Source organism: Bradyrhizobium sp. USDA 3256, from assembly GCF_054058275.1.
Genome location: NZ_JBSSAE010000002.1, coordinates 7,125,692 through 7,150,560, shown reverse-complemented (window position 1 = coordinate 7,150,560; position 24,869 = coordinate 7,125,692). Strand labels below are relative to the sequence as shown.

Annotated in this window: 20 protein-coding genes, 1 pseudogene and 1 riboswitch; of the genes and pseudogenes, 9 read left to right on the top strand and 12 right to left on the bottom strand. The window is 64.6% G+C overall.

Annotated features, from left to right (window positions below):
* Positions 1–93 precede the first annotated feature (93 nt).
* The 7 genes from ACVWY5_RS35760 to ACVWY5_RS35730 all read right to left on the bottom strand — a co-directional run bounded on the left by ACVWY5_RS35760 (position 94) and on the right by ACVWY5_RS35730 (position 7,111).
* Positions 94–1,320: an ABC transporter substrate-binding protein gene (locus tag ACVWY5_RS35760; protein WP_028338100.1), complete on the bottom strand. Its 1,227-nt coding sequence runs from the start codon at positions 1,318–1,320 to the stop codon at positions 94–96.
* A gap of 117 nt (positions 1,321–1,437) precedes the next feature.
* Complete coding sequence (locus ACVWY5_RS35755; RefSeq protein ID WP_028338101.1) at positions 1,438–2,667, bottom strand: ABC transporter substrate-binding protein; 1,230 nt, start codon at positions 2,665–2,667, stop codon at positions 1,438–1,440.
* An 89-nt stretch (positions 2,668–2,756) separates the two neighbouring features.
* On the bottom strand, positions 2,757–3,773 hold the full coding sequence (locus ACVWY5_RS35750) for a branched-chain amino acid ABC transporter permease (protein ID WP_028338102.1): 1,017 nt from the start codon (positions 3,771–3,773) through the stop codon (positions 2,757–2,759).
* Positions 3,774–3,775: 2 nt separating this feature from the next.
* Positions 3,776–4,654: a branched-chain amino acid ABC transporter permease gene (locus ACVWY5_RS35745; protein ID WP_028338103.1), complete on the bottom strand. Its 879-nt coding sequence runs from the start codon at positions 4,652–4,654 to the stop codon at positions 3,776–3,778.
* A 13-nt stretch (positions 4,655–4,667) separates the two neighbouring features.
* Positions 4,668–5,381, bottom strand: coding sequence for an ABC transporter ATP-binding protein (locus ACVWY5_RS35740; RefSeq protein WP_028338104.1), 714 nt, complete (start codon positions 5,379–5,381; stop codon positions 4,668–4,670).
* The gene (locus tag ACVWY5_RS35735; RefSeq protein ID WP_028338105.1) at positions 5,378–6,175 is read right to left on the bottom strand and encodes an ABC transporter ATP-binding protein; all 798 of its coding nucleotides are present in this window, start codon (positions 6,173–6,175) and stop codon (positions 5,378–5,380) included. The genes ACVWY5_RS35740 and ACVWY5_RS35735 overlap by 4 nt, the downstream gene beginning before the upstream one ends.
* Before the next feature lie 69 nt (positions 6,176–6,244).
* Positions 6,245–7,111: an IclR family transcriptional regulator gene (locus tag ACVWY5_RS35730; protein ID WP_018269093.1), complete on the bottom strand. Its 867-nt coding sequence runs from the start codon at positions 7,109–7,111 to the stop codon at positions 6,245–6,247.
* A gap of 170 nt (positions 7,112–7,281) precedes the next feature.
* On the opposite strand from ACVWY5_RS35730, the gene ACVWY5_RS35725 reads away from it, so the two are divergent.
* The 6 genes from ACVWY5_RS35725 (at position 7,282) to ACVWY5_RS35700 (ending at position 16,005) form a co-directional block, all read left to right on the top strand.
* Positions 7,282–9,378: a 3-hydroxyacyl-CoA dehydrogenase NAD-binding domain-containing protein gene (locus ACVWY5_RS35725; protein ID WP_028338106.1), complete on the top strand. Its 2,097-nt coding sequence runs from the start codon at positions 7,282–7,284 to the stop codon at positions 9,376–9,378.
* Between the two features lie 154 nt (positions 9,379–9,532).
* The gene (gene pimA / locus ACVWY5_RS35720; protein ID WP_028338107.1) at positions 9,533–11,221 is read left to right on the top strand and encodes a dicarboxylate--CoA ligase PimA; all 1,689 of its coding nucleotides are present in this window, start codon (positions 9,533–9,535) and stop codon (positions 11,219–11,221) included.
* Positions 11,218–12,405, top strand: a complete 1,188-nt coding sequence (locus ACVWY5_RS35715; RefSeq protein WP_028338108.1) for an acetyl-CoA C-acyltransferase — start codon at positions 11,218–11,220, stop codon at positions 12,403–12,405. The genes pimA and ACVWY5_RS35715 overlap by 4 nt, the downstream gene beginning before the upstream one ends.
* A gap of 175 nt (positions 12,406–12,580) precedes the next feature.
* Positions 12,581–13,771, top strand: a complete 1,191-nt coding sequence (gene pimC, locus ACVWY5_RS35710; RefSeq protein WP_028338109.1) for a pimeloyl-CoA dehydrogenase large subunit — start codon at positions 12,581–12,583, stop codon at positions 13,769–13,771.
* Positions 13,772–13,937: 166 nt separating this feature from the next.
* Positions 13,938–15,083 carry a pimeloyl-CoA dehydrogenase small subunit gene (gene pimD, locus ACVWY5_RS35705; RefSeq protein ID WP_028338110.1) on the top strand — a complete coding sequence of 382 codons (1,146 nt, stop codon included), beginning with the start codon at positions 13,938–13,940 and terminating at the stop codon, positions 15,081–15,083.
* Between the two features lie 148 nt (positions 15,084–15,231).
* On the top strand, positions 15,232–16,005 hold the full coding sequence (locus tag ACVWY5_RS35700) for an SDR family NAD(P)-dependent oxidoreductase (protein ID WP_028338111.1): 774 nt from the start codon (positions 15,232–15,234) through the stop codon (positions 16,003–16,005).
* Positions 16,006–16,281: 276 nt separating this feature from the next.
* On the opposite strand, the pseudogene ACVWY5_RS35695 reads toward ACVWY5_RS35700, so the two are convergent.
* Positions 16,282–17,476 (bottom strand): annotated as a pseudogene (locus tag ACVWY5_RS35695) (O-succinylhomoserine sulfhydrylase).
* Between the two features lie 76 nt (positions 17,477–17,552).
* A riboswitch (SAM riboswitch) is annotated at positions 17,553–17,632 on the bottom strand.
* A gap of 134 nt (positions 17,633–17,766) precedes the next feature.
* Between ACVWY5_RS35695 and ACVWY5_RS35690 the strand changes: the two are divergent.
* The 3 genes from ACVWY5_RS35690 to ACVWY5_RS35680 all read left to right on the top strand — a co-directional run bounded on the left by ACVWY5_RS35690 (position 17,767) and on the right by ACVWY5_RS35680 (position 22,082).
* On the top strand, positions 17,767–18,873 hold the full coding sequence (locus tag ACVWY5_RS35690) for a 2'-deoxycytidine 5'-triphosphate deaminase (protein WP_028334559.1): 1,107 nt from the start codon (positions 17,767–17,769) through the stop codon (positions 18,871–18,873).
* Positions 18,874–19,460: 587 nt separating this feature from the next.
* Positions 19,461–20,510, top strand: coding sequence for a hypothetical protein (locus tag ACVWY5_RS35685; protein WP_028334560.1), 1,050 nt, complete (start codon positions 19,461–19,463; stop codon positions 20,508–20,510).
* Between the two features lie 129 nt (positions 20,511–20,639).
* Positions 20,640–22,082 carry an MATE family efflux transporter gene (locus ACVWY5_RS35680; RefSeq protein ID WP_028334561.1) on the top strand — a complete coding sequence of 481 codons (1,443 nt, stop codon included), beginning with the start codon at positions 20,640–20,642 and terminating at the stop codon, positions 22,080–22,082.
* A gap of 386 nt (positions 22,083–22,468) precedes the next feature.
* On the opposite strand, the gene ACVWY5_RS35675 is transcribed toward ACVWY5_RS35680, so the two are convergent.
* The 4 genes from ACVWY5_RS35675 to ACVWY5_RS35660 form a co-directional block, all read right to left on the bottom strand.
* Positions 22,469–22,879 carry an SRPBCC family protein gene (locus ACVWY5_RS35675; protein ID WP_028334562.1) on the bottom strand — a complete coding sequence of 137 codons (411 nt, stop codon included), beginning with the start codon at positions 22,877–22,879 and terminating at the stop codon, positions 22,469–22,471.
* A gap of 127 nt (positions 22,880–23,006) precedes the next feature.
* Positions 23,007–23,366 carry a VOC family protein gene (locus tag ACVWY5_RS35670; RefSeq protein WP_016843721.1) on the bottom strand — a complete coding sequence of 120 codons (360 nt, stop codon included), beginning with the start codon at positions 23,364–23,366 and terminating at the stop codon, positions 23,007–23,009.
* A 55-nt stretch (positions 23,367–23,421) separates the two neighbouring features.
* Entirely contained in the window at positions 23,422–24,261 is an 840-nt protein-coding gene (locus ACVWY5_RS35665) for a helix-turn-helix domain-containing protein (RefSeq protein WP_028334563.1), read from the bottom strand.
* A 9-nt stretch (positions 24,262–24,270) separates the two neighbouring features.
* The gene (locus ACVWY5_RS35660; protein WP_028334564.1) at positions 24,271–24,849 is read right to left on the bottom strand and encodes a methylated-DNA--[protein]-cysteine S-methyltransferase; all 579 of its coding nucleotides are present in this window, start codon (positions 24,847–24,849) and stop codon (positions 24,271–24,273) included.
* Positions 24,850–24,869: the final 20 nt, after the last annotated feature.

Here is a 24,869-nt window from a genome sequence, read left to right as displayed (position 1 = left end):
GTTCGCCTGTGCGCGGCGCCAACCGCAGAGATTGCGGTCGAGTAAAGCGGCGCCGTTGAGTTGAGCGCGCGGCCGAACAGACCGACGTGACGATCAGTTGCTCAGATTGCTCGAAATGATGTCCCCGAACAGCTCCCACCTTTCGCCTTTGAACCGCATCAGGCGCAATTGCTTGATCGGTGCGAAATCGGTGGCCGAGGTGTTGATGCTGATGCCCGGCAGCAGCGTGCCGGGGACGAAATCCTTCAGGCTTGCGGCCTGCTTCATGACATTGGCGCGGGTGAGGTCGTCACCACACATCTCCAGCACCTGCACCATGGTCTGTGCGGCGGCGTAGCCGAACGAGGTGGCGCCGTCGAGCTTGTTGGCGTCGGGATAATTCTTCTTGAGGAAGGCAAGGAATTTCTCCATGCCGGGATCCTTGTCCCACTGCGGATCGGCGCCGTCCTTGAGATAGGATGCCGACAGGATACCCTGCGAATTCTCGAAGCCCGCCGGCTGCATCACGCCGCCGACCGAGGCCGAGACATTGGCGACGATCTGCAACGGCGTCCACGCGATCTCGGCGGCCTTCTTGATCGCCTGTGCCGCGAATTTCGGCGTCGTGATGCTGACGAATGTGTCGGCACCGGTGGCCTTCAGCTTGACGATGTGGCTGTCGATCGTGGGCTCGGATGTCTCGTAGGCCTCCTCGGCGACGATCATCGATGCCTTGTCGCCGAAGGCGTCCTTCAAGCCCTTGAGGTAGTCCTTGCCGAAATCGTCGTTCTGGTAGAGCACGGCGACCTTGGCGTCGGGCTTGTGCTTCATGATGTATTTTGCGTAGACCCGCGCCTCGTCCTGGTAGGACGGCTGCCAGCCCATGGTCCACGGATAATCTTTCGGGTCGTTCCACTTCGAGGCGCCGGAGGCGATGAACAGCTGCGGCACCTGCTTCTCGTTCATGTATTTCCGGATCGCCGCATTGGTCGCGGTCCCGACCGAGCCGAACAGCAGCAGAACTTCGTCGTTCTCGACCAGCTTGCGCGCCTGCTCCACCGTCTTGGGCGGCGAGTAGCCGTCATCGTAGGAGATGAACTTGATCTTGCGGCCGTGGATGCCGCCGGCATCGTTGATCATCCTGAAGTAGGCGGCCTCGGTCCTGCCGATCGTGCCGTAGGCCGAGGCGGGGCCGCTGTAGGGCATGATGTTGCCGATCTTGATCTCGGTGTCGCTGGCCCCGGTGTCGTATTTCTTCTGCGCCAGCGCGACATTGCAGCTCGTCAAGATCAGAGCGAATGCGGACAACAGCGCCGTCAGGGACGGGCGTACGGCAGTCATGGTTTCCCCACCTCAGGCTCTTGGTTTTGGGTATTCAATACCATCGGCGCAGCGCGTCAACAAAAAGCCCCCGCGACGTTGGTCGCGGAGGCGTTGTTTTGTTTCTGCAGTGCAACGTTACTCGGAGGGGACGTCGCCGGAAATGATGTCGCCGAACAGTTCCCATTTCTGACCCTTGAAGCGCTGCATCTGCAGCTGGGCGATCGGGGCGAAGTCGGTGGCCGAGGTGTTGATCTTGACGCCGGGCAGCAGGGTGTCGGGCGTAAAGTCCTTCAGGCTCGCCGCCTGCTTCATGACGTTGGCGCGGGTGAGATCGTCGCCGCACATTTCGAGCACCTTGGCGAGCGTCTGTGCGGCGCCATAGCCGTACACATAGCCGCCGTCGGTCTTGTCGGCGCCCGGCATGTACTTGTCGAGAAACTCGGCCCACTTCTTCATGCCGGGGTCGTTGTTCCACTGTGTGTCGGCGCCGTCCTTGGCGTAGGCGGCCGACAACACGCCCTGCGCGTTGTCGAAGCCGGCCGGCTGCATCACGCTGCCGACCGAGGCCGACACGTTGGTGATGATCTGCAGCGGCTTCCAGCCGAGCTCGGCGGTCTTCTTGATGGTCTGCGCGCCGAACTTCGGCGTGGTGTAGATCAGCAGCACGTCGGGATTGGCGGCCTTGATCTTGACGATGTGGCCGTCGATCGACGGCTCCGAAATCTCATAGCTCTCCTCCATGATGATGCTGGAGGCCGCCTTGGCGCCAAAGCCGTCCTTGGTGCCCTTGAGGTAGTCTTTGCCGAAATCGTCGTTCTGATAGAGGATCGCGATCTTGGCGTCGGGCTTCTCCTTCATCAGCCACTTGGCGTAGATCTGCGCTTCGCTCTGGTAGCTCGGCTGCCAGCCCATGGTCCACGGGAAGTTCTTCGGGTCGTTCCACTTGGTGGCGCCGGTCGCGACGAACAGCTGCGGGATCTTCTTGGAATTCAGGTATTTCTGGATCGCGGTGTTGGACGGGGTGCCGAGCGGGTTGAAGACGAGCAGCACCTCGTCGCTCTCGACCAGCTTGCGCACCTGCTCGACCGCCTTCGGCGGCGAATAGGCGTCGTCATAGCTGACGAAATTGACCTTGCGGCCGTTGATGCCGCCGCGATCGTTGATCATCTTGAAATAGGCTTCTTCGGTCTTGCCGATCACGCCATAGGCGGAGGCTGGTCCCGAATAGGGGATGATGTTGCCGACCTTGATCTCGGTATCGCTTGCGCCGGTGTCGTATTTCTTTTGGGCGAATGCGGCAGTGGACGTCGCGGCAACAGCGACGATCGCCGCGGAAATCGCGGCGATCCGAACGGTAGAAAGCATAATATCTCCTGGTTTGCTTCTATAGGCTCTTAACTGGTTTGAGCATGATCTCTTTCGGAAAACCGCTTCGCACTTTTCCGGATCATGCTTCAGTTTTTCTTGAACTTTGCGGCCAGCTGCTGGGCAACGATCGCAACCTGCCTGGCGCCATGCGGCACGAGGAAGATGACGAGGAACAGCAGCACGCCGAACACGGCGCCCGAAAGGCCCTTCGAAATACCCTCGGCGATGTTGGGCACGAAGATGATGAAGGCGGAGCCGACGATCGAGCCGGGCAGCCAGCCGACGCCGCCGACCACCATGCCGAGGAACAGCGAGATCGCGAGCTGGATGGTGTAGCCGTCGGGCGCCACGAACTGCACCGCGATGGCGCCGAGACCGCCGGCAACGCCGGTGATGCCGGCCGAGACGCCGAACGCCAGCGTCTTGTACAGCGCGACGTCGACGCCCATCGCGGAGGCCGCGATCTCGTTGTCGCGGATCGCCATGAAGGCGCGGCCGGAGCGCGAGCGCAGCAGGTTCACCGAGGCCACGTAGATCGCGATGGTGACGACCAGCGTGAAGTAATACAGCCACATGTCCTGCGACAGCGGCAGGCCGAACGGGGCGTCCGGCTTGGTGACCACGAGGCCCTGCACGCCGCCGGTCCAGTGCTCGAAATAGCCGAGCTTGAGCAGTTGCGGCATCGCGGTGGCGAGCGCGAAGGTCGCTAGCGCCAGATAGACGCCGGATAGCCGCAGCGCCGGCTGGCCGAACAGGAAGCCGAAGGCGAAGCAGATGATGCCGGCGATCGGCAGCGTGAGGGCATAGTTCATGCCCGCATGCTCCATCAGGATCGCCGAGGTGTAGGCGCCGACAGCATAGAACGCGCTCTGGCCGAGCGAGAACTGGCCGCTTCCGCCAGTCAGGATGTTGAGCGCCAGCACCGCAAGGCCGTAGATCAGAAGCATCGTCATCTGGAAGATGATGAAGTTCTTCACGAACAGCGGGATCAGGACGAGCGCGGCGAGCACCACAAGCGAGGTGCCATAGCCGAGCGTCATGGCGCGCTTGGGAACGGCCTCGACAGCGGAGCCTTCTGTGACGATTTCTTCAGCGGCGCTCATGATCAAACTCGCTTCACGATGGCGCGGCCGAACAGGCCTGCCGGTTTCACGACCAGGACGACGATGATCAGCGCAAGCGCGATCGGAAGTTTCAGTTCATTGCCGACGCCGGGGATGTAGGTGCCGACGAGGTTCTCGAAGACGCCGACCAGGAAGCCGCCCATGACGGCGCCGAACGGGCTCGACAGGCCGCCGAGCACGGCCGCGGCAAATCCATAGATCAGCACGCCGAGCATCATGTTCGGTTCGAGGAATACCACCGGCGCGATCATCATGCCGGCGATCGAGCCGATCGCGGACGCCATGCCCCAACCCAGCGCGATCATCCACGAGGTGTTGATGCCGACGAGGCGCGCCGATTCCGGCAGCGAGGCTGCCGCCCGCATCGCCAGACCCACCCGGGTGAAGCGGAAGAAGAAGAACAGCAGGAGCAGCATCAACAGCGTGATGCCGATCATGCCGGCCTGGTGGGTCGAGATCAGCTGGCTGCCGAGGAACGGCGAGGAGCCGAACGGCGTCGGATACTGCTTGATGGTGAAGTCCCAGATCAGGCCGGCGACCGAGTTGATGATCGCGTAGAGTGCGATGAAGCCGGCGACGTTGGTCAGGATCGGCGCCTTCGCCAGCGGCTTGAACAGCAGCCGCTCGATGACGATGCCGGCGGCAAACGAAAAGGCGACGGTGAGCACGAAGGCGCCCCAGTAGGGCACGCCCCATTGCATCAGCTGCCAGGACACGAAGGTCGAGAACATCGCCATTTCGCCCTGGGCGAAATTCAGATGGTCGATGGCCTGGTAGATCATGACTACCGCGAGCGCCATGCAGGCATAGATCGCGCCGGTGGCGATGCCGGCCAGGACCTGGTTGGCAAAAAGCTCCATTGTGCCAGCTCCCTCAGTAGCCGAGATAGGATTTGCGGACGTCTTCGTTGTTCGCGATGTCCTTGGCATTGCCCGACATCACGATCCGTCCGGTTTCGATCACGTAGGCCTGGTCGGCGAGCTCGAGCGCAAGCTGCGCGTTCTGCTCGACCACCAGGATGGTCACCTTTTCCTCGCGATTGATCTTGCCGAGGATCCGGAACAGGTCGCGCACGATCAGCGGCGCGAGGCCGAACGACGGCTCGTCGAGCAGCATCAGGCGCGGCCGCAGCATCAGCGCGCGCGCCACCGCGAGCATCTGCTGCTCGCCGCCGGACAGCGTGCCGGCCTGCTGGGTGTAGCGCTGCTTCAGCACCGGGAAATGCTCGTACATCCGCTCGATGTCGCCGCCGATCGCCTTCTTGTCGGCGCGGCTGATGGCGCCGAGCTGCAGGTTTTCCTCCACCGTCATGTTGGTGAAGGTGCCGCGGCCCTGCGGCACGTGGGCGATGCCGAGGCGGACCACGTTTTCGGTCGAGCGCGTGCCGATCGGCTTGCCCTCGAACTCGATCGCGCCGGTCGAGCGCACCATGTTGCAGATCGCCCGCAGCGTCGTGGTCTTGCCGGCGCCGTTGGCGCCGAGCAGGGTCGTCAGCGAGCCCTCGTTGAGCGAGAAGTTGAGGCCGTGCAGGGCCTGGACCTGGCCGTAATAGGCGCGCAGGTCCTTGACGTTGAGCATCGTGGTCATTGGTCCTTGCTCCCCAGATAGGCCTTGATGACATCAGGGTCGGCCTGGACCTGGGCCGGCGTGCCTTCGGCAAGCTTGCGGCCGAAATTGAGCGCGACGACGTGGTCGGCGATCGACATCACGAGACCCATGTGATGCTCGACCAGCAGCACGGTGATCTTGCGGTCGTCGCGGATTTTGCGGATCAGGTCGCCGAGCACGTAGACTTCCTCGTGATTGAGGCCGCCGGCCGGCTCGTCGAGCAGCAGGATCTTCGGGTCCGCGGCCAGGGCGCGCGCCAGTTCGACGCGCTTCTGGGTGCCGAACGGAAGTCCCGAGACCACGGTGTGGGCGACGTCCTCGAGATCGAGATAGCCGAGGATGTCGTGCACCTTCTTGTTCATGTCGGTCTCGCCGCGGCGGACCCAGGCGAGGCGCAGCGAGTCGCTGACGATGTCGCTCGAGGTGCGCGCATGCGCGCCGACGCGCACATTGTCGATCACGGACAGGTTGGGGAACAGCGCGACGTTCTGGAAGGTGCGGCCGATGCCGATCTCGGAGATCCGGTGCGGCGGGCGCGACAGGATGCTCTTGCCTTCCATCAGGATGTCGCCGGACGACGGCTGATAGAGCCGCGACAGGCAATTGAACAGCGTCGTCTTGCCGGCCCCGTTCGGCCCGATCAGCCCGAGGATCTGTCCATGGCGCATGTCGAACGACACGCCGTTCAGTGCGATGATGCCGCCGAACACGACGCTGACGTCGCGAACCGCGAGCAAGGGATCATTCCCCTGCGCGAGCTGTGCCTGCGTCATCTCGTCTCGCCCGCCGTCTTCGAGCGGTGCGAGCGGCCCTGCGATGCGTTTCGCTGGGCGTGATGGAGGCTATCTGATCCCCTCGGCCAAACGTGCAACTTTCCCTCCTACTCTGGTCTTTTTGCGTTCTTCTTTTTTGGATTGCGGCGCCATTCCACCGAGCGCCTGCTCGATGTTCCTTACCATCGCGACAAGACGAGGTCCAATGTCGTTGAGCAATCTGTCTTCCGTGAAGCGGAATGCCGGCGCGCCGCAATTGAAGGCGTAAGGACCGGTTCCGTCGTTCAATCTCAATGCGACGCCGACTGCGGCGACGTCGTTCTGCCAGTCGCCTGCGGACATCGTGAAGCCGTGCTTCGCGACCGTCTCGCCGGAGCGCTCGATGCCGTCGCGCATCTTGGCCCAGCGGCTGCCGTAGTGATCGCGCAGCTCACGCAGTAAAGCCGCGCGCTCGTCGGGCGGCAATGCCCAAATATAGGCACGTCCCATCGCCGTGGTTGCGATCGGCACCCGCGAGCCGACGTCGAGTTGTACGCCGAGCGCCAGGCCGTTCCGGCTCTGGCCGAAATAGATCATGCTGTGGCGGTCGCGGCCGCCGACGGCGACCGCGCCGCCGGTCGCGCGCATCACTTCTTCTCGATAGGGCTCGGACAAATGCCGAACGCCGAGATTGGCGAGCGCGGCGTAGCCGAGTGCCATCGCCGACGGCGCGAGCTGGTACTTCTCGAACTTCGGTACAGGTGTAAGGTATCCCAGCTTGGTAAGCGTGTAGGTCAGCCGGGAAATGGTCGGCTTCGGTAACTTGGTGCGGGCCGCAATCTCCTGATTGCCGAGCAGCCCGTCATTGGGTTGGAATGCGCGCAGCACGTCCAGTCCGCGGGAAAGCGCGACGACGAAATTGCGATCGGTCGCGGCTTTCTTGCTGGCGCGCTTCATTCCCTGCCCTTGTCATGCTCGTTGACAAGGCACGTGCTTCAAAATAACCCTCCATGTCAAGATGTGGAATTAAATTTCGCAGTGCGAAATTGGTCTAATCGTAGCGGCTCAACGCAAGTCGTGCAGCTACTCAACACAAGTCCAAGAACAAGCATCCAGGGAGAGTCCCGGTGAGTGAAGTCGTCAAGCTCGAACGTCATGACAATATTGCCGTCGTCACGGTTAACAGTCCGCCTGTGAATGCGCTGAGCGCCGCGGTGCGCGGCGGCATCTTCGAATGCATCAAGAGCGCGATCGATGACGCGCAGGTCCAGGGCATCGTGCTGACCTGCGCCGGCCGCACCTTCATCGCCGGCGCCGACATCACCGAATTCGGCAAGCCGCCGAAGCCGCCCGGGCTCGCCGAAGTGCTGAGCCTGATGGAGAGCTCGCCGAAGCCGATCGTTGCCGCGATCCACGGCACCGCGCTCGGCGGCGGTCTCGAGGTCGCGCTGGCCTGCCACTATCGTGTCGCCACCAAGGACGCCAAGCTCGGTCTGCCCGAGGTGAAGCTCGGCCTGCTGCCGGGCGCCGGCGGCACCCAGCGCCTGCCGCGCGCGGTCGGTCCCGAACTCGCGGTCAAGATGATCGTCGGCGGCGATCCGATCGGCGCGGACGCGGCGCTGAAGGCCGGCCTGATCGAGGAGATCGTCGAGGGTCCGGCGACGGGCGGTGAGGCGTTTGCGCGCAAGGTGGTCGCCGAGAAGCGTCCGCTGCGCAAGCTGCGCGATGACGACAGCAAGCTCGCCGCGGCCAAGGCCGATCGTTCGATCTTCACCAATGCGGTCGCTGCGCTGACCAAGAAGTCGCGCGGCCTCGAGGCCCCGTTCGCCGCTGCCGACGCCGTCGGCGCCGCGATCGACCTGCCGTTCGATGAAGGCCTGAAGAAGGAGCGCGAGGGCTTCCTCAAGCTGATGAACGGCGACCAGTCCAAGGCGCAGCGCTACGCCTTCTTCGCCGAGCGCGAGGCCGCCAAGATCTCCGGCGTCCCCGAGGGCACCAAGGGCCGCAACGTGGCGCGCGTCGCCATCCTCGGCGCCGGCACCATGGGCGGCGGCATCGCGATGTCGTTCGCCAATGCCGGCATCCCGGTCACCCTGATCGAGACCGGCGAGGAGCAGCTCAAGCGCGGCATGGGCATCATGCAGAAGAACTACGAGGCGACCGCTGCGCGCGGCGGCATTCCGGCGGACGCGCCCGCCAAGCGCATGGCGCTGATCAACGGTGTCGTCGGCATCGAGAACGTCGGCGACGCCGATCTCGTGATCGAGGCGGTGTTCGAGACCATGGCGGTCAAGAAGGAAGTGTTCGGCAAGCTCGACCAGTATGCCAAGCCGGGCGCGGTGCTGGCCTCCAACACCTCCTATCTCAACATCGACGAGATCGCGAAGTCGACCAAGCGTCCGCAGGACGTGCTGGGCATGCACTTCTTCTCGCCGGCCAACGTCATGAAGCTGTGCGAGATCGTGCGCGCCGACAAGACCGCGCCGGACGCGCTGGTCACCGCCGTGTCGATCGCCCGCAAGATCGCCAAGGTGCCGGCAGTGGTCGGCGTCTGCGACGGCTTCGTCGGCAACCGCATGCTGGCGCAGCGCGGCAAGCAGTCCGAGAAGCTGCTGTTCGAGGGCGCGTTGCCGCAGCAGGTCGACGCCGTGGTGACGAAGTTCGGCATGCCGATGGGCCCGTTCGCGATGGGCGATCTCGCCGGTCTCGACATCGGCTGGCGCTCGCGCAAGGACCGCGGCATCAAGTCGGAGATCGCCGACGCGCTCTGCGAAGCCGGCCGCTTCGGCCAGAAGACCGGCAAGGGCTACTACAAGTACGAGCCGGGCTCGCGCGCGGCGCTGCCGGATCCCGAGGTCGAGAAGCTGATCGACGAGACGCTTGCGCGCCTCGGCCGCAAGAAGCGCGTCGTCAGCGACGACGAGATTCTCGAGCGCATGATGTACCCGATGATCAACGAAGGCGCGAAGATCCTCGCCGAGGGCATCGCGGCGCGTCCGTCGGATATCGACGTGGTCTGGCTCTATGGCTATGGCTGGCCGATCTATCGCGGCGGTCCGATGTTCTGGGCCGACACCGTCGGCCTCAAGCACATCGCCGATCGTCTGGCCTTCTACGCCAAGGAGACCAACGATCCCTCGCTCGAGCCGGCGCCGCTGCTCAAGAAGCTCGCCGACGAGGGCAAGACCTTCGCCTCGCTCGCCGCGCCGTCGAAGGCTGCGTGATCGAGCGACGGCCCAACCAAGTGTCGTTCCGGGGCATCGCAATGCGATGAACCCGGAACCCATGGCGCCGTCGAACGAGTGGATTGATGGATTCCGGGTCTGCCCTTCGGGCCATCCCGGAATGACGACCTTTAGAGTCCCTGCGAAGGCATTCATGACCTATCCCGGCGAACAATATTATCCCAAGGGCGTGCAGTGGAGCGACGAGATCACGCGCGGCACGCTGCCGGACCTGCTCTCGAGCGCCGCCGCCGAGTTCGGCGCGCGCCCGGTGCTCGAATTCCGCGACCGGCCGATCAGCTACGCCGAGCTGGAGGCCCTGGTCGAGACCGCCGCTGCGGCCTTCATGCGGGCCGGCTACGGCAAGGGTACGTCGGTCGCGCTGTTCCTCGGCAATTCGCCTGACCATCCGATCAATTTCTTCGGCGCGCTGAAGGCCGGCGCCCGCGTCGTGCATCTGTCGCCGCTCGACGGCGAGATCGCGCTGTCGCACAAGCTGTCCGATTCAGGCGCGCGCGTGCTGGTCACCAGCAATTTGTCGGCGCTGTTGCCGACCGCGCTGAAATTCCTCGCCAAGGGTCTGCTCGACCGTCTGATCGTCTGCGAGGATGACAATTGGGGCAAGGTCGGCACGCCGCAGACGGCGCTGCCCGACAATCCCGCGATCATCACCCACCGGCAGTTCATCGACGGCGCGACCAGGCCCTCGCAATGGCCGGCGGTCGACGTCGAGGACGTCGCGCTGCTGCAATATACCGGCGGCACCACGGGCCTGCCCAAGGGCGCCATGCTCAGCCATGGCAATCTCACCGCGGCGGTGTCGATCTACGACGTCTGGGGCAAGCCCGGGCGGCTCGAACGCAATGCGATCGAGCGCGTGATCTGCGTGCTGCCGCTGTTTCACATCTACGCACTGACCGTCGTGCTGCTGTCGGCGATCCGGCGCGGCCATCTGATCTCGCTGCACCAGCGCTTCGATGTCGAGGCCGTGATGCGCGACATCGAGGTCAAGCGCGCGACGGTGTTTCCCGGCGTGCCGACAATGTGGATCGCGATCGCTTCGCTGCCCGATCTCGACAAGCGCGACCTCTCTTCGCTGGTGGTCGCCGGCTCCGGCGGCGCGCCGCTGCCGGTGGAGGTCGCGAAGATCTTCGAACGCCGCGTCGGCATGAAGCTGAAGAGCGGTTGGGGCATGACCGAGACCTGCTCGCCCGGCACCGGCCACCCCAAGGAGGGACCGGAGAAGCCGGGCTCGATCGGCTTGATGCTGCCCGGCATCGAGATGGACGTGGTGTCGCTGGAGGATTCCACCAAGGTGATGCCGGTCGGCGAGGTCGGCGAGATCCGCATCCGCGGCCCGAACGTCACCAAGGGCTACTGGAACAGGCCGGCGGAGACCGCGGAGGTTTTCGTCGGCGACCGCTTCCTCACCGGCGACATCGGCTACATGGACGCCGACGGCTATTTCTATCTGGTCGACCGCAAGAAGGACATGATCATCTCCGGCGGCTTCAACGTCTATCCGCAGATGATCGAGCAGGCGATCTACACCCATCCCGCCGTGCAGGAGGTGATCGTGATCGGCATTCCCGACGATTACCGCGGTGAAGCCGCGAAAGCCTTCATCAAGCTGCGCAACGGGCAGCCGGCGTTCTCGATCGACGAGCTGCGTGCGTTCCTCACCGGCAAGGTCGGCAAGCATGAATTGCCGGCAGCGGTCGAGTTCGTCGACGAATTGCCGCGCACCCCGGTTGGCAAGCTGTCGCGTCACGAATTGCGCCAGCAACAGCCCAAGACACCTCAATCCACGCAACAACAGACTGCATCAGGATCCCGCTCATGACCGACGCCGTTATCGTCTCCACCGCCCGCACGCCGATCGGCAAGGCCTATCGCGGCGCGCTCAACGTCACCGAGGGCGCGACCTTGCTCGGGCATGCGATCGGCGAAGCGGTGGCGCGCGCCAAGGTCGATCCGAAGGAGATCGAGGACGTCGTGATGGGCGCGGCGATGCAGCAGGGCGCGACCGGCGGCAACATCGCGCGCAAGGCGCTGCTCCGCGCCGGCCTGCCGGTGACGGTCGCCGGCACCACGATCGACCGGCAGTGCGCCTCCGGCCTGCAGGCGATTGCGCTCGCCGCGCGCTCGGTGATCTTCGACGGCGTCGAGATCGCGGTCGGCGGCGGCGGCGAGTCGATCTCGCTGGTGCAGAACGACAAGATGAATTCCTTCCACGCCCAGGATCCGGCGCTGCTCAAGATCAAGGGCGAGGTCTACATGCCCATGATCGACACCGCCGAGATCGTCGCCAAACGCTACAACATCTCGCGCGAGAGGCAGGACGAGTATGGCCTCGAAAGCCAGCGCCGCACTGCCGCCGCGCAGCAGGGCGGCAAGTTCAAGGAAGAGCTCGCGCCGATCGCCACCATGATGGCGGTCACCGACAAGGCGACCGGCGCCGTCACGATGAAGGAGGTGACGCTGTCGCAGGACGAAGGTCCGCGGCCGGAGACCACGGCCGAAGGGCTTGCCGGCCTCAAGCCGGTACGCGGCGAGGGCTTCACCATCACCGCCGGCAATGCCAGCCAGCTCTCGGACGGTGCCAGCGCCTCCGTGATCATGAGCGACAAGGAAGCCGCCAAGCGCGGGCTGAAGCCGCTCGGCATCTTCCGCGGCTTCGTCTCCGCCGGCTGCGAGCCGGACGAGATGGGCATCGGTCCGGTGTTCGCGGTGCCGCGTCTGCTCAAGCGCCATGGCCTCAAGGTCGACGACATCGATCTCTGGGAGCTCAACGAGGCCTTTGCGGTGCAGGTGCTCTACTGCCGCGACAAGCTCGGCATCGATCCGGAGAAGATCAACGTCAATGGCGGCGCGATTTCGGTCGGCCATCCCTACGGCATGTCGGGTGCGCGGCTCACCGGCCACGCGCTGATCGAGGGCCGCCGCCGCAAGGCCAAGTACGCCGTCGTCACCATGTGCGTCGGTGGCGGCATGGGCGCGGCCGGCCTGTTCGAGGTGCTGCAGTAACGATGTCGTCCCGGCCAAGCGAAGCGCGAGCCGGGACCCATACGCCGCGGCCCTCGTAAGGGGCAGAGCGGCAGCCGGCTGTGCCAGTTACGATGGCCGGTGGTTATGGGTCCCTGCTTTCGCAGGGACGACAGTAGAGAGTGACGAGGAAGTTGAATTTCAAAAGGAGGATCCGATGGATCTCGCTTTCACCAAGGAAGAGATAGCGTTTCGCGAGGAGGTGCGGGAGTTCTTCAAGAACAACGTGCCGCCGGAGACCCGGCGCAAGCTGCAGGAAGGCCGCCATCTGTCGAAGGACGAGATGGTCACCTGGTGGCGCATCCTCAACAAGAAGGGCTGGGGCATCACCCACTGGCCGAAGGAATATGGCGGCACCGGCTGGAGCACCGTGCAGCACTATATCTTCAACGAGGAGCTGCAGTCCTATCCGGCGCCGCAGCCGCTCGCCTTCGGCGTCAGCATGGTCGGCCCTGTCATCTACACCTTCGGCAACGAGAAGCAGAAGAAGGAATATCTGCCGCGCATCGCCAATGTCGACGACTGGTGGTGCCAGGGCTTCTCGGAGCCGGGCTCGGGTTCGGACCTCGCGTCGCTGAAGACCAAGGCCGAGCGCCGTGGCGACAAGTGGATCATCAACGGCCAGAAGACCTGGACCACGCTCGCCCAGCACGCCGACATGATCTTCTGCCTCTGCCGCACCGATCCGGCCGCGAAGAAACAGATGGGCATCTCCTTCATCGTGTTCAGCATGAAGTCGAAGGGCGTCACCGTGCGCCCGATCCAGACCATCGACGGCGGCCATGAGGTCAACGAGGTGTTCTTCGACGATGTCGAGGTGCCCTACGAGAACCTGATCGGCGAGGAGAACAAGGGCTGGGATTACGCCAAATTCCTGCTCGGCAATGAGCGCACCGGCATCGCCCGGGTCGGCGTGTCGAAGGAGCGGCTGCGCCGCATCCGCGCGCTGGCCTCCAAGGTCGAGGCCGGCGGCCGTCCGGTGATCGAGGATCCGGCGTTCCGCGAGAAGCTCACGGCGTGCGAGATCGAGCTGAAGGCGCTCGAGTTGACCCAGCTCCGCGTCGTCGCCGACGAGGGCAAGCACGGCAAGGGCAAGCCCAATCCGGCGTCCTCGGTGCTCAAGATCAAGGGCTCGGAGATCCAGCAGACCACGACCGAGCTGTTGATGGAGATCATTGGTCCGTTCGCCGCGCCCTATGACGAGCACGGCGATGCCGGCTCGAACGAGAGCATGGATTGGACCGCGCAGATCGCGCCGAGCTACTTCAACAACCGCAAGGTTTCGATCTACGGCGGCTCCAACGAGATCCAGCGCAACATCATCAGCAAGGCGGTGCTGGGGCTGTAAGCCGCACATTCAGCTGTCGTCCCCCGCGCAGGCGGGGGACCCAGTACGCCGCGGCGATCAGAATTCCCAATGATGGCCGCCGAGTACTGGATCCCCGCTTTCGCGGGGATGACGATCGGGGATCTGGGCAACAGCAGTGCCCGCTTGATTTTGGAGAGATGGTAAAATGGATTTTGATCTGTCCGAGGAGCAGCGGCTTCTCAAGGAAAGCGTCGACGGGTTGCTGGCGGATGCCTACGACTTCGATGCGCGCAAGAAGTACATGAAGGAGAAGGGCGGCTGGAGCAAAGCGCTCTGGGGCAAGCTCGCCGAGCAGGGCCTGCTTGGCCTGCCCTTCGCGGAGACCGACGGCGGCTTCGGCGCCGGCGCGGTCGAGACCATGATTGTGATGGAAGCGCTCGGCAAGGCGCTGGTGGTCGAGCCTTATCTGGCCACCGTCGTGGTCGCCGGCGGTTTCCTGCGCCATGGCGGCTCGGCCGAGCAGAAGGCCAAGTACATTCCCGGCATCATCGACGGCAGCAAGACCTTCGGCTTCGCGCAGCTCGAGAAGAACTCGCGCTACGATCTGTTCGACGTCGTGACCACGGCCAAGAAGAAGGGCGACGCTTACGTGATCGACGGCGAGAAGTTCGTCGTGCTCAACGGCGAGAACGCCGACACGCTGATCGTGACCGCGCGGACCAAGGGCGGCCAGCGCGACAAGACTGGCATCGGCGTGTTCCTGGTTCCTGCGGATGCCAAGGGCGTCACCAGGAAGGGCTATCCCACCCAGGACGGCCTGCACGCGGCCGACATCACCTTCACCAATGTCGAGGTCGGTGCTGACGCTGCGATCGGCGATCCCGAGAACGGCCTGCCCCTGATCGAGCGCGTCGCCGACGAAGCCCGCACCGCGCTGTGCGCGGAAGCGGTCGGCGCGATGGACGAGTCGCTGAAGGAGACGGTCGAGTACATCAAGACCCGCAAGCAGTTCGGCGTTGCGATCGGCTCGTTCCAGAGCCTGCAGCACCGTGCCGCCGACATGTTCGTGGCGCTGGAGCAGGCCCGCAGCATGTCGATGTTCGCCACCATGGCGTCGGACTTCGACGATGCCAAGGAGCGTGCGTCGGCGGTTGCCGCCGCCAAGGTGCAGGTCGGCAAGTCCCTGAAGTTCGTCGGCCAGCAGTCGATCCAGCTTCATGGCGGCATCGGCATGACCATGGAGGCCAAGATCGGCCACTACTTCAAGCGGCTGACCATGATCGAGAACACGCTCGGCGACACCGACTATCACCTCCGTCGCGTCAGCGAGGGCGGCGGGCTGCTGGCGTAAGTTGTCTCCGTCATTCCGGGGCTCGCGAAGCGAGAACCCGGAATCTCGCGCCACAACCTCTGGATTCCCCGATGCGCGATTGCGCATCTGAGGTTCGCGACTGCGTCGCGCCCCGGAATGACGTGCCAATAACAGGGAAACAACAACAATGAAGAACACCCCGTTCGATCTCACCGGCCAGGTTGCGGTCATCACCGGCTCGAGCCGCGGCATCGGCCGCGCCTCGGCGGAGCTTTTGGCAAAGCTCGGCGCCAAGGTCGTGATCTCCTCGCGCAAGGCGGACGCCTGCCAGGAAGTCGCCGACGGCATCAAGAAGGCGGGTGGCGATGCCCTCGTCATCCCCTGCAACATCGCGCGCCGCAACGAGGTCGAGGCGCTGGTCTCGGGCACGATCAAGCATTACGGCAAGATCGACATCCTGGTCTGCAACGCCGCGGTGAACCCGTATTACGGCCCGCTGCTCGACATCACGGACGAGGCGTTCGACAAGATCATGGGCTCCAACGTCAAGAGCAACATCTGGCTGTCCGCGCTGGCGATCCCGCAGATGGCCGAGCGCGGCAAGGGTTCGGTCGTGATCATCTCCTCGATCGGCGGCCTGCGCGGCTCGACCGTGATCGGTGCCTACGGCATCTCCAAGGCGGCCGACTTCGCGCTGTGCCGCAGCCTCGCCGGCGAATGGGGGCCGAAGGGCGTGCGCGTCAACTGCGTGGCGCCGGGCCTGGTGAAGACCGATTTCGCCCGCGCGCTGTGGGAGGACCCGGACAATCTGAAGCGCCGCACCGCATCGACGCCGCTCCGCCGCATCGGCGAGCCCGACGAGATCGCCGGCGCCGTGGCCTATCTCGCCTCCGACGCCTCGACGTTCATGACCGGCCAGACCATCGTGGTCGACGGCGGCGTCACGACGGCGGCGACGTAAGGTCAATCGCTCTAAAGCATGATCCGGAAAAGTGCGAAGCGGTTTTCCGAAAAGATCATGCTCAAACAAAGAGCTAAGGCGCGATGACGATTCAACCTAATCTCATCGCGCTTTAAGAGATAGCGCGCAATCGTCCCACGATCTCGTCATGCCCGGCCTCGTGCCGGGCATCCACGTCTTTGGCGGTCGCTGCGAGCAAGACGTGGATGGCCGGGACAAGCCCGGCCACGACGACGCCGAAAGAACGGCGCACGCCGCCCGCAAGAGGCGTTTGCCTCAAACCTGCTCCAGCGCGCGCTCGAAGTCCTCGATCAGGTCGTCGGGATGCTCCAGCCCGGCCGAGAAGCGAATGAAGCCTTCGCTGATACCGAGTTCGGCGCGGGCCTCCGGTGCCAGGCGCTGATGCGTCGTGGTCGCGGGATGCGTGACCAGGCTCTTGGCATCGCCGAGATTGTTGGAGATGCGCGAGATCTTCAGCGCGTTGAGGCAGCGGAAGGCGCCGGCCTTGCCGTCCTTCACCTCGAAGCCCACCAGCGTCGAGCCGGCACCCATCTGCTTCTTCACCGTCGCTGCCTGCGGATGATCGGGGCGGCCCGGATAGACCAGCCGCGTGACCTTCGGATGCTTGGCCAGCGCCTCGGCGATCTTCGCCGCGTTCTCGGTCTGGGCGCGAACGCGGACGCCGAGCGTCTCCAGCCCCTTCAGCAGCACCCAGGCGTTGAACGGCGACAGCGATGGCCCGGTCTGGCGCATGAAATTGTGGATGTGCTCGGCGATGAAGGCCTCCGACGACAGGATGACGCCGCCGAGGCAGCGGCCCTGGCCGTCGATATGCTTGGTCGCGGAATAGACCACGACGTCGGCGCCGAGCGACAGCGGGCTCTGCCAGATCGGCGTCGCGAACACATTGTCGACGATCAGCCGGGCGCCGCCGCCATGCGCGATCTTGGCGATCGCGCCGATGTCGAGCACGTCGAGCGTCGGATTGGTCGGGCTCTCCAGGAAGAAGGTCTTGGTGTTCGGCCGCAACGCGCGCTGCCACTGGTCGAGGTCGAGGCCGTCGACCAGGGTCGTCTCGATGCCGTAGCGCGGCAACAGGTCCTGCACCACGTAGAGGCAGGAGCCGAACAGGGCCTTCGAGGCCACCACATGATCGCCGGCCTTCAGCGGCGCGAGGGATCGCGGTGGTCACCGCGGCCATGCCGGTCGCGGTCGAGCGCGCGGCTTCCGCGCCCTCGAGCTCGATCATGCGGCGCTCGAACATCGCGATGGTCGGGTTGGAATAGCGCGAATAGATGAAGCCGGGGTCCTGGCCCTTGAAGCGCGCCTCGCATTGCTCGGCGGTGTCGTAGACGTAGCCCTGGGTGAGAAACAGCCCTTCCGACGTCTCCCCGAATTGCGAGCGCAGCGTGCCGCCATGGACGAGGCGGGTTTCGGGACGAAAGCGGGCCGTGGTTTCAGATTCAGACATGTGACCTCCGAGGTGGCCATTTCCTCTGGAGAATGGCCACAAAAAAACCGGCCTGGAGCAACCTCCACAAGCCGGGATCACACTGTCCCCGGCCTGTTTAGCGACTTATTTAACGTGGCTGCAAGCCGGCCGGCTCAAATCACCACGGGATAAGTGCAGCTGATATTCCCTCGCGCCCTTTCCGTCAAGACGGTCATCGGATAACCCGTAAAAGCCCATATTTTGGGGCTTGATGGCCGCCTGGAGTATGATTTTTGGGCCATCTCGAGGGATCGCCGAGGGACCGCATCGTGTCGTTCACGCTGGAAGATGAATCCAACGGAATCCTGCCCGACCGCATGATCGCGGAGATGGCGGAGGCCGGCCTCATTCTGCCCGCCTATGACTTCGTCGAGAGCCAGATCCAGCCGGCCAGCCTCGATCTGCGCCTTGGCGACATCGCCTACCGGGTCCGCGCCAGCTTCCTGCCGGGCCCCGATGCCACCGTCGCCGAGCGGATCGACCAGCTGAAGCTGCACGAGATCGATCTGTCCGACGGCGCGGTGCTGGAGACCAACTGCGTCTACATCGTGCCGCTGCTGGAGAGCCTGGCGCTGCCGCCGGAGATCGTGGCCGCGGCCAACCCGAAGAGCTCGACCGGACGGCTCGACGTCTTCACCCGCGTGATCGCCGACGGCACCCGCCGCTTCGACATGATCGGCGCCGGCTATCACGGCCCGCTCTACGCCGAGATCAGCCCGAAGACGTTTCCCGTGCTGCTGCGCGAGGGGTCGCGGCTCAGCCAGGTCCGCTTCCGGATCGGCGAGGCGACGTTGACCGCCGACGAGCTCGATGCGCTGCATGCCGCCGAGCGGCTGGTCGATATCGACGATGCCGATCTCACCCATGGCGTTGCGCTTTCCGTCGATCTCTCCGGCGAGAGCTCGGGGGGCTTCGTCGGCTATCGCGCCAAGCGCCATACCGGCGTGGTCGATGTCGATCGCCGCGGCGGCTATGCGGTCGACGATTTCTGGGAACCGATCAAGGCGCGGCCCGACGGCAGTCTCATCCTCGATCCCGGCGAGTTCTACATCCTGGCTTCGAAAGAGGCGGTGCAGGTGCCGCCGGACTACGCCGCGGAGATGGTGCCGTTCGACCCGCTGGTCGGCGAATTCCGCGTCCACTATGCCGGCTTCTTCGATCCCGGCTTCGGCTATGCCGGCGCCGGCGGCAAGGGCGCGCGCGCCGTGCTGGAGGTGCGCTCGCGCGAGGTGCCGTTCATCCTCGAGCATGGCCAGATCGTCGGCCGCCTCGTCTATGAACGCATGCTCGAGCGTCCTGATGCGCTCTATGGCCAGCGCATCGGCTCGAACTATCAGGCGCAGGGCCTGAAGCTCTCCAAGCATTTTCGCGTCTAATTCCGTTTCGCGCGCGTGTAATTCCGCGCGCCGGATTTCGCGTCATTCTCCGCCGTCATTCCCCGCGAAAGCGGGGAATCCAGTACGCCGCGGCTTCTCCATCGACAACGACTGTCTCTGGAATACTGGATCGCCGATCAAGTCGGGCGATGACACCGAGTGTGTGTTGGTTGCGCCGTCTCTTCGGCGAATGACACATTTCAGTTTCGCGCGCGTGCGTAATTCCGTAGCTCGGACTTCCCACTTTGTTGTCATTCCCCGCGAAAGCGGGGAATCCAGTACGCCGCGGCTTCTCCATCGATAACGACTGTCTCTGGAATACTGGATCGCCCGATCGAGTCGGGCGATGACACCGAATATGTGTCTAGTTGCGTCGCGTCTATGCCGATGACACACTTCCAGAAGCTCTCCAAGGATTTCGGGTGCAATTCCGTTTCGCGCGCGTGTAATTCCGTAGCCCGGATGAAGCGTAGCGAAATCCGGGACGCTGCATACGCGCATTGAGCTGCCCCGGATTGCGCTTCGCTGCATCCGGGCTACGATTGCGCATGCGAGCTCGCCTCGCCAACAACAGCCAGGGAGCGAACATGACCGCAGGCGAAAGCGCACAGGAAGCGCAATGGCGGAAGTGGCGCGGCGTCGCCGATCTCTATCATGCCTTCTTCACCGGGCTGATCCTCACCGTGGTCACGCGGCGCGGCACGACTGACGCCGCGGAGTTCGTCTTCCGCGTGTTTCGCCGCCAGCAGCAGGAGCGCTTCCTGCCCGGCTTGAAGAAGCTCGGCCTCGACGGCCTGCCGCCGGCGGTCGCGGCCGCGCAGTATCATTACCTCTCCAACTGGATCGGCGGCGTGCATGTCGAATACATGTACGAGACCGACCGCAAGGCCTGGATTCGCTATCCGCCGCCGCGCTGGATCTGGAAGGGCACGGCGATCTGCGGCGTGCCCGGCGAGGTCTCGCGCGCGATGCTGCGCGGCTGGCACGCCAACAACGGCGTCGCGCTCGGGGATTTGCGGCTCGGCTTCGTCTGCACCAAGCAGAGCGTCGACGGGCAGGACGGGCTTGAGGGCTATTATTGCGAATACGATCATCCGCTCGAGCTCGATCAGCGCCTGGTGTTCGCGCGCCATCTCGAGGCGCCGCCGTTCGATCCCGGGACCGCGCCGGCGCTGCCGGTGGACAGCTGGCCGAAGCCGCGGCTGGAAAAGGCCTATCGCAACTACGCGATGGAATATGTGAAGACGGCCGCGCCGGTCATCGTGCAGGTGTTCGGCCCGGAGGATGCGAGCTATCTGCTGCATCTCACCGGCAAGCTGATCGGCATGCAGTATTACGACGAGGTCGCGCAGGCGCTCGGCGGCAGCCGTGGCCGTACCACGGAATTTGCCGCATTCCTGCGCACTCTCTTCGAGTCGCAGGACGATGTCGCTGACATCACCGAGTCCGAGGGCCAGTTCGAAATCCGCCAGCAGGGCTGGAAGCTGATGGCCGACGTCGCCGATTATCATCCGGCCTGCGCCAGCGTGCTGACCGGCCTGTTCGAAGGGCTGGCGGCCGGCTGCGGGCGGCATATTCCGGTGCATCTGAAGCCGAATAGCACCGCCGGCGCACCGTTCGTCTGGTCGATCGGCTAGCGCCAAGGTTCATCCGGGTTCACCTGCAATCGCGCAGGCCCCCCTTGCGTCCCGCGCACGTGGATTCCGCCGCGCCCATGGTAGGGAAACACCATGGCGCGGCTCCCCAGATCGCGCGTGGGAGTAGAAATGTCCGATCTCGGCCTCGCCGAAATTCCTGTCGACGAACAAGAGCGGCCGCTACCGCCGCCGGTGACCAAGCCGGCGCGCAATGCGCTGCTCGACGGGCCGATCCTGCGCACACTTTTGTGGCTGGCCTGGCCGAACGTGATCGCGCTCTCCGCCGGCACCTGCGTCGTCATCGCGGAGACTTCGTATATCGGCCGGCTCGGCGTCGAGTCGCTTGCGGCGATGGCGCTGGTGTTTCCCTGCGTGATCCTGACCATGACGATGTCCGGCGGCGCGATGGGCGGCGGCGTGGCATCCGCGATCGCGCGTGCGCTCGGTGCCGGCGAGATCGAGCGCGCCTCGACGCTGGCGATGCATGCGCTGCTGATCGGCCTGACCTTTGGTTTGACGTTCATGCTGGGCATGCTGATCTTCGGTCCGCGCCTGCTCGAACTGCTCGGCGGCCGCGGCAATGTGCTGGCGCAGGCGACCGCCTATTCGCAGGTGTTCTTCGGCGGTGCGATCCTGCCCTGGCTGATGAACACGATGGCCGGCATCCTGCGCGGCACCGGCAACATGAAGCTGCCGTCGACCATGATCCTGTCGTCCGCGGTGTGGCAGATCATTCTCGGCGGCACGCTCGGGCTCGGTCTCGGGCCGGTGCCGCAGTTCGGCATGCGCGGCGTCGCCGCGGGGTCGCTGATCGCCTATTCGATCAGCATCAGCGTGATGGGCTGGTATCTGTTTTCGGGCCGCGCCCGCGTGAAGCCGAAATTCAAGGGGCTGCGCGTGCAATGGGCGATGTTCATCGACATCCTCAAGGTCGGCGCGGTGTCCTGCTTCTCGCCGCTGCAATCGGTTCTGACGATCTCGATCTTCACCCACATGCTGGCGCAGTTCGGCACCGCGGTGCTCGCCGGCTACGGCATCGGCGCGCGGCTCGAATTCATGCTGACCTCGGTCGCCTTCGCGGTCGGCATCGCCTCGGTACCGATGATCGGCATGGCGGTCGGCGCCGAGCGTGTCGCGCGGGCCCGGCGCATTGCCTGGACCGCTGGCACGGTGTCGTTCCTTGCGGTCGGCGTGGTCGGCAGCTTCATCGCCGTCTTCCCCGACCTCTGGGTCAATCTGTTCACCAACGATCCACACGTGCGGGCGACCAGCCATCAATATCTCTCGACGGCCGCGCCGATGTACGCGTTCATCGGCCTGGCGATGTCGATGTATTTCTCCTCGCAAGGCGCGGCGAAGGTGCTCGGTCCGGTGCTGGCGCAGACCGCGCGGCTGATCTTCATCGGCGCCGGCGGCTGGTGGCTCTCGACGCATGAGGCGAGCGCGCAGAACTTCTTCGCACTCGCCGCCGCCTCGATGGGCGTGCTCGGGGTGCTGTCCTGCCTCAGCGTGATCCTGACGCGCTGGGGTAAGTCGGCGCCGGTCGCCGAGCCGCAGCCGGCGCTGTCTTGAACCGCCGAAAGTGCCGTCTCGGCTCTCACACCGTCATCCTGAGAGGATGCATGCATTCAGCGTCGTCCTGGCGAAAGCCAGGACCCATTACCCCAACCGCTTGTTGTTATGCGACGCTGGGGCCACTATCGCACGCTCAATCGAATTCGGTGGTTATGGGTCCTGGCTTTCGCCAGAACGACGGCGTGGGGAGGCCGCTCGCTACAATTCTCATACCGTTATCGCCGCGCAAAGGCGACCTTTGCGCGGGAGTGACGGTGATAAAGTTTCCGGCCGCTAAAGCATGATCCGGAAAAGTGCGAAGCGGTTTTCCGAAAAGATCATGCTCAAACAAAGAGCTAAGGCGCGATGACGATTCAACCTAATCTCATCGCGCTTTAGCCCTGCTACGCTGCGTTCTTCGCCGATTTGGCCATCGCGGCCTGCATCGCCGCCGCGCCGAGGTCCATCTGCGCGTCCATGTATGGCGCGACCTCGTGCGGCAGCACGTCGGCGATCCACACCACGCGGCAGCGCGCGTCGCCCTCGGCGAATACCTGCACCGAGGCGGAATGCTGCTTCAACCGCTCGCTGCTGATCGCATAGACCAGCCGTTGCCGCTTGTCGTCGCAATCGACCAGCGTCTCGCGGGCCACGGTGCCGTTGGCGAAGCTGACGGTGCGAACGTCGCCATCAAGCTTGGTGTCGGTCACGAAGCCCGGCACCAGCCGCGTATGCAGCGCGCCGAAATCGCGCAACGCGTCCCAGACATGATCTGCAGGCGCGTCGATCGGGATGTCTTTGTAAATGGAAGCCATGAGGTTGAGTCCTTGCTGTTGCATTTGAAGGACCGTCATTGCGAGCAAAGCGAGGCAATCCACCTCACAGCGGTATGAAAGAATGGATTGCTTCGTCGCGTCGCTCCTCGCAATGACGGGTTGAGGCTCAGGTCGACACCGCCTCGACATTGTTGCCGTCGGGGTCGAGCAGGAATGCCGCGTAATAGGTCGGGCTGTAGTCCTTGCGGTGGCCTGCCGCGCCGTTGTCCTTGCCGCCGGCTTTCAGGCCTTCGGTATGGAATGTCTTGATCGCGTCATGGCTCGGCGCGCGGAACGCAACGTGCGCGCCGCCTTGGGCCTTGCCCTTGTGCAGATGCAGCCAGAGCGCGGGCTCGCCCTTCGGGCCGAAGCCGGCACCGCTGTCGTCGCGCGAGCAGAGCACGAAGCCGAGTGGTGCCAGCACCGCGGTGTAGAAGCGGACACTGGCGTCGAGGTCGGCGACGCGCAATCCGATATGGTCGTACATGGGAAATCTCCAGTCGCTAAGCGCATCGAAAGACGCGCGGACCGGAGCAGCCTAGCTATTGCAGCGCGAGACGTTCTTGGAAAATCTTGCGGTCGCCGCGCGAGGCCTGGCGGAACTTCAGCGGCGAGGCACCGGCGGCGCGGTGGAAGCTGCGCACGAAATTGGACAGGTCGCCGAAGCCGACGTCATAGGCGATGTCGGTGATCGGGCTGTCGTTGTCGGCGAGCCGCCGCGCCGCATGGCGCAGCCGCGAGCGCACGAGATATTGATGCGGGGTCACGCCGAGCACGGCGGAAAACAGCCGCAGGAAATGGAAGGTGCTCAAGCCGGCCTGTTCCGCGGCATTGTCGAGGTCGATCTGACGATGTGAATTGGCGTCGATCCACAGCGCGGCCTCGACGGCGCGGCGGCGATCGCGCAGGCCTGCGGTGAGAGGCTTTGCCTTGCGGTCGGACACCAGCTCGACAAGGCGGCTGGTGAGGAGGTGGCCGATCTCGTCGAGACCGACGTCGCTGTTGCCAGCTGCCGCCGTTTGCGCGAGCTCGCCGATCACCATCAGTTCCGGCAGCGGCGGCACCGACCCGACCTGCCAGACCGCCGCGCGGTCGCCGATGGTCTCGACCAGCTCCGGGTCCAGGAAGAACGACAGGCATTCGTCGCCGACCACGTGGTCGTGCGTGCAGGTATATTCGTCGCCGGGATGGCCGACCAGGATCGAGCCTGCCACCAGCTCATGGAAGCGGCCGCGGCAATGGCAGCCGAAGCTGCCGCTGCGCACATAGGACACCGAGTGGCAGGCGAACTGCTCGGCGAACGGCTCGTCGCCGGGTTCCGCCGTACAGCGAAACTCGTTCACCGTGATGCGATCGCGCTGCAGCAGCGTGGTTCGGACCATACCCGGGATTTAAGCTTGCGGCCGGAGTCGTGCAATGGGCAGCAGCACATCAAAAAGGGTCTTGCTGGTGGTCGGCTGGGCGCCCTCGATCGAGAGCAGCCGCCGCTTCGAGATGCTGCCGCCGTTCGGCGAGATCCGGTCGGCATAATTGCCCGCCTCGAGCACCCGGTGGCAGGGCACCATGAGCATGAAGGGATTGCGGCCGAGCGCCTGTGCCACCGAATAGACCGCGCCGGACGCGCGCAAGGCGCTCGCCACCTCGTCATAGGTCCGGGTTTCGCCGCGGGGAATGGTGCGGACAAACTGGTAGACGCGCGCGTCGAATGACGGAATGCCGCTCATGTCGAGCGCAACGCCGGCAAGCTCACCATTGCCGCCGCGCAAGGTCGCGGCGATGCCCTCGATCGCGACAGCGACCTCTTCAGGAGGCCGCATCTCGCGCGCGTCAGGATAAAGCTGGAATAGCCGCTTGCGGGTCTCGATCTCGCGCAGCTCGGGAAGCTGCACGCCGGCCACGCCGAGCTCGCCCCACGCGATACCGCATCGGCCGATCGCCGTGTCGAAAATGGTGTACCCACGCCCCGCCATGACGCCACCAGCCCCCATGC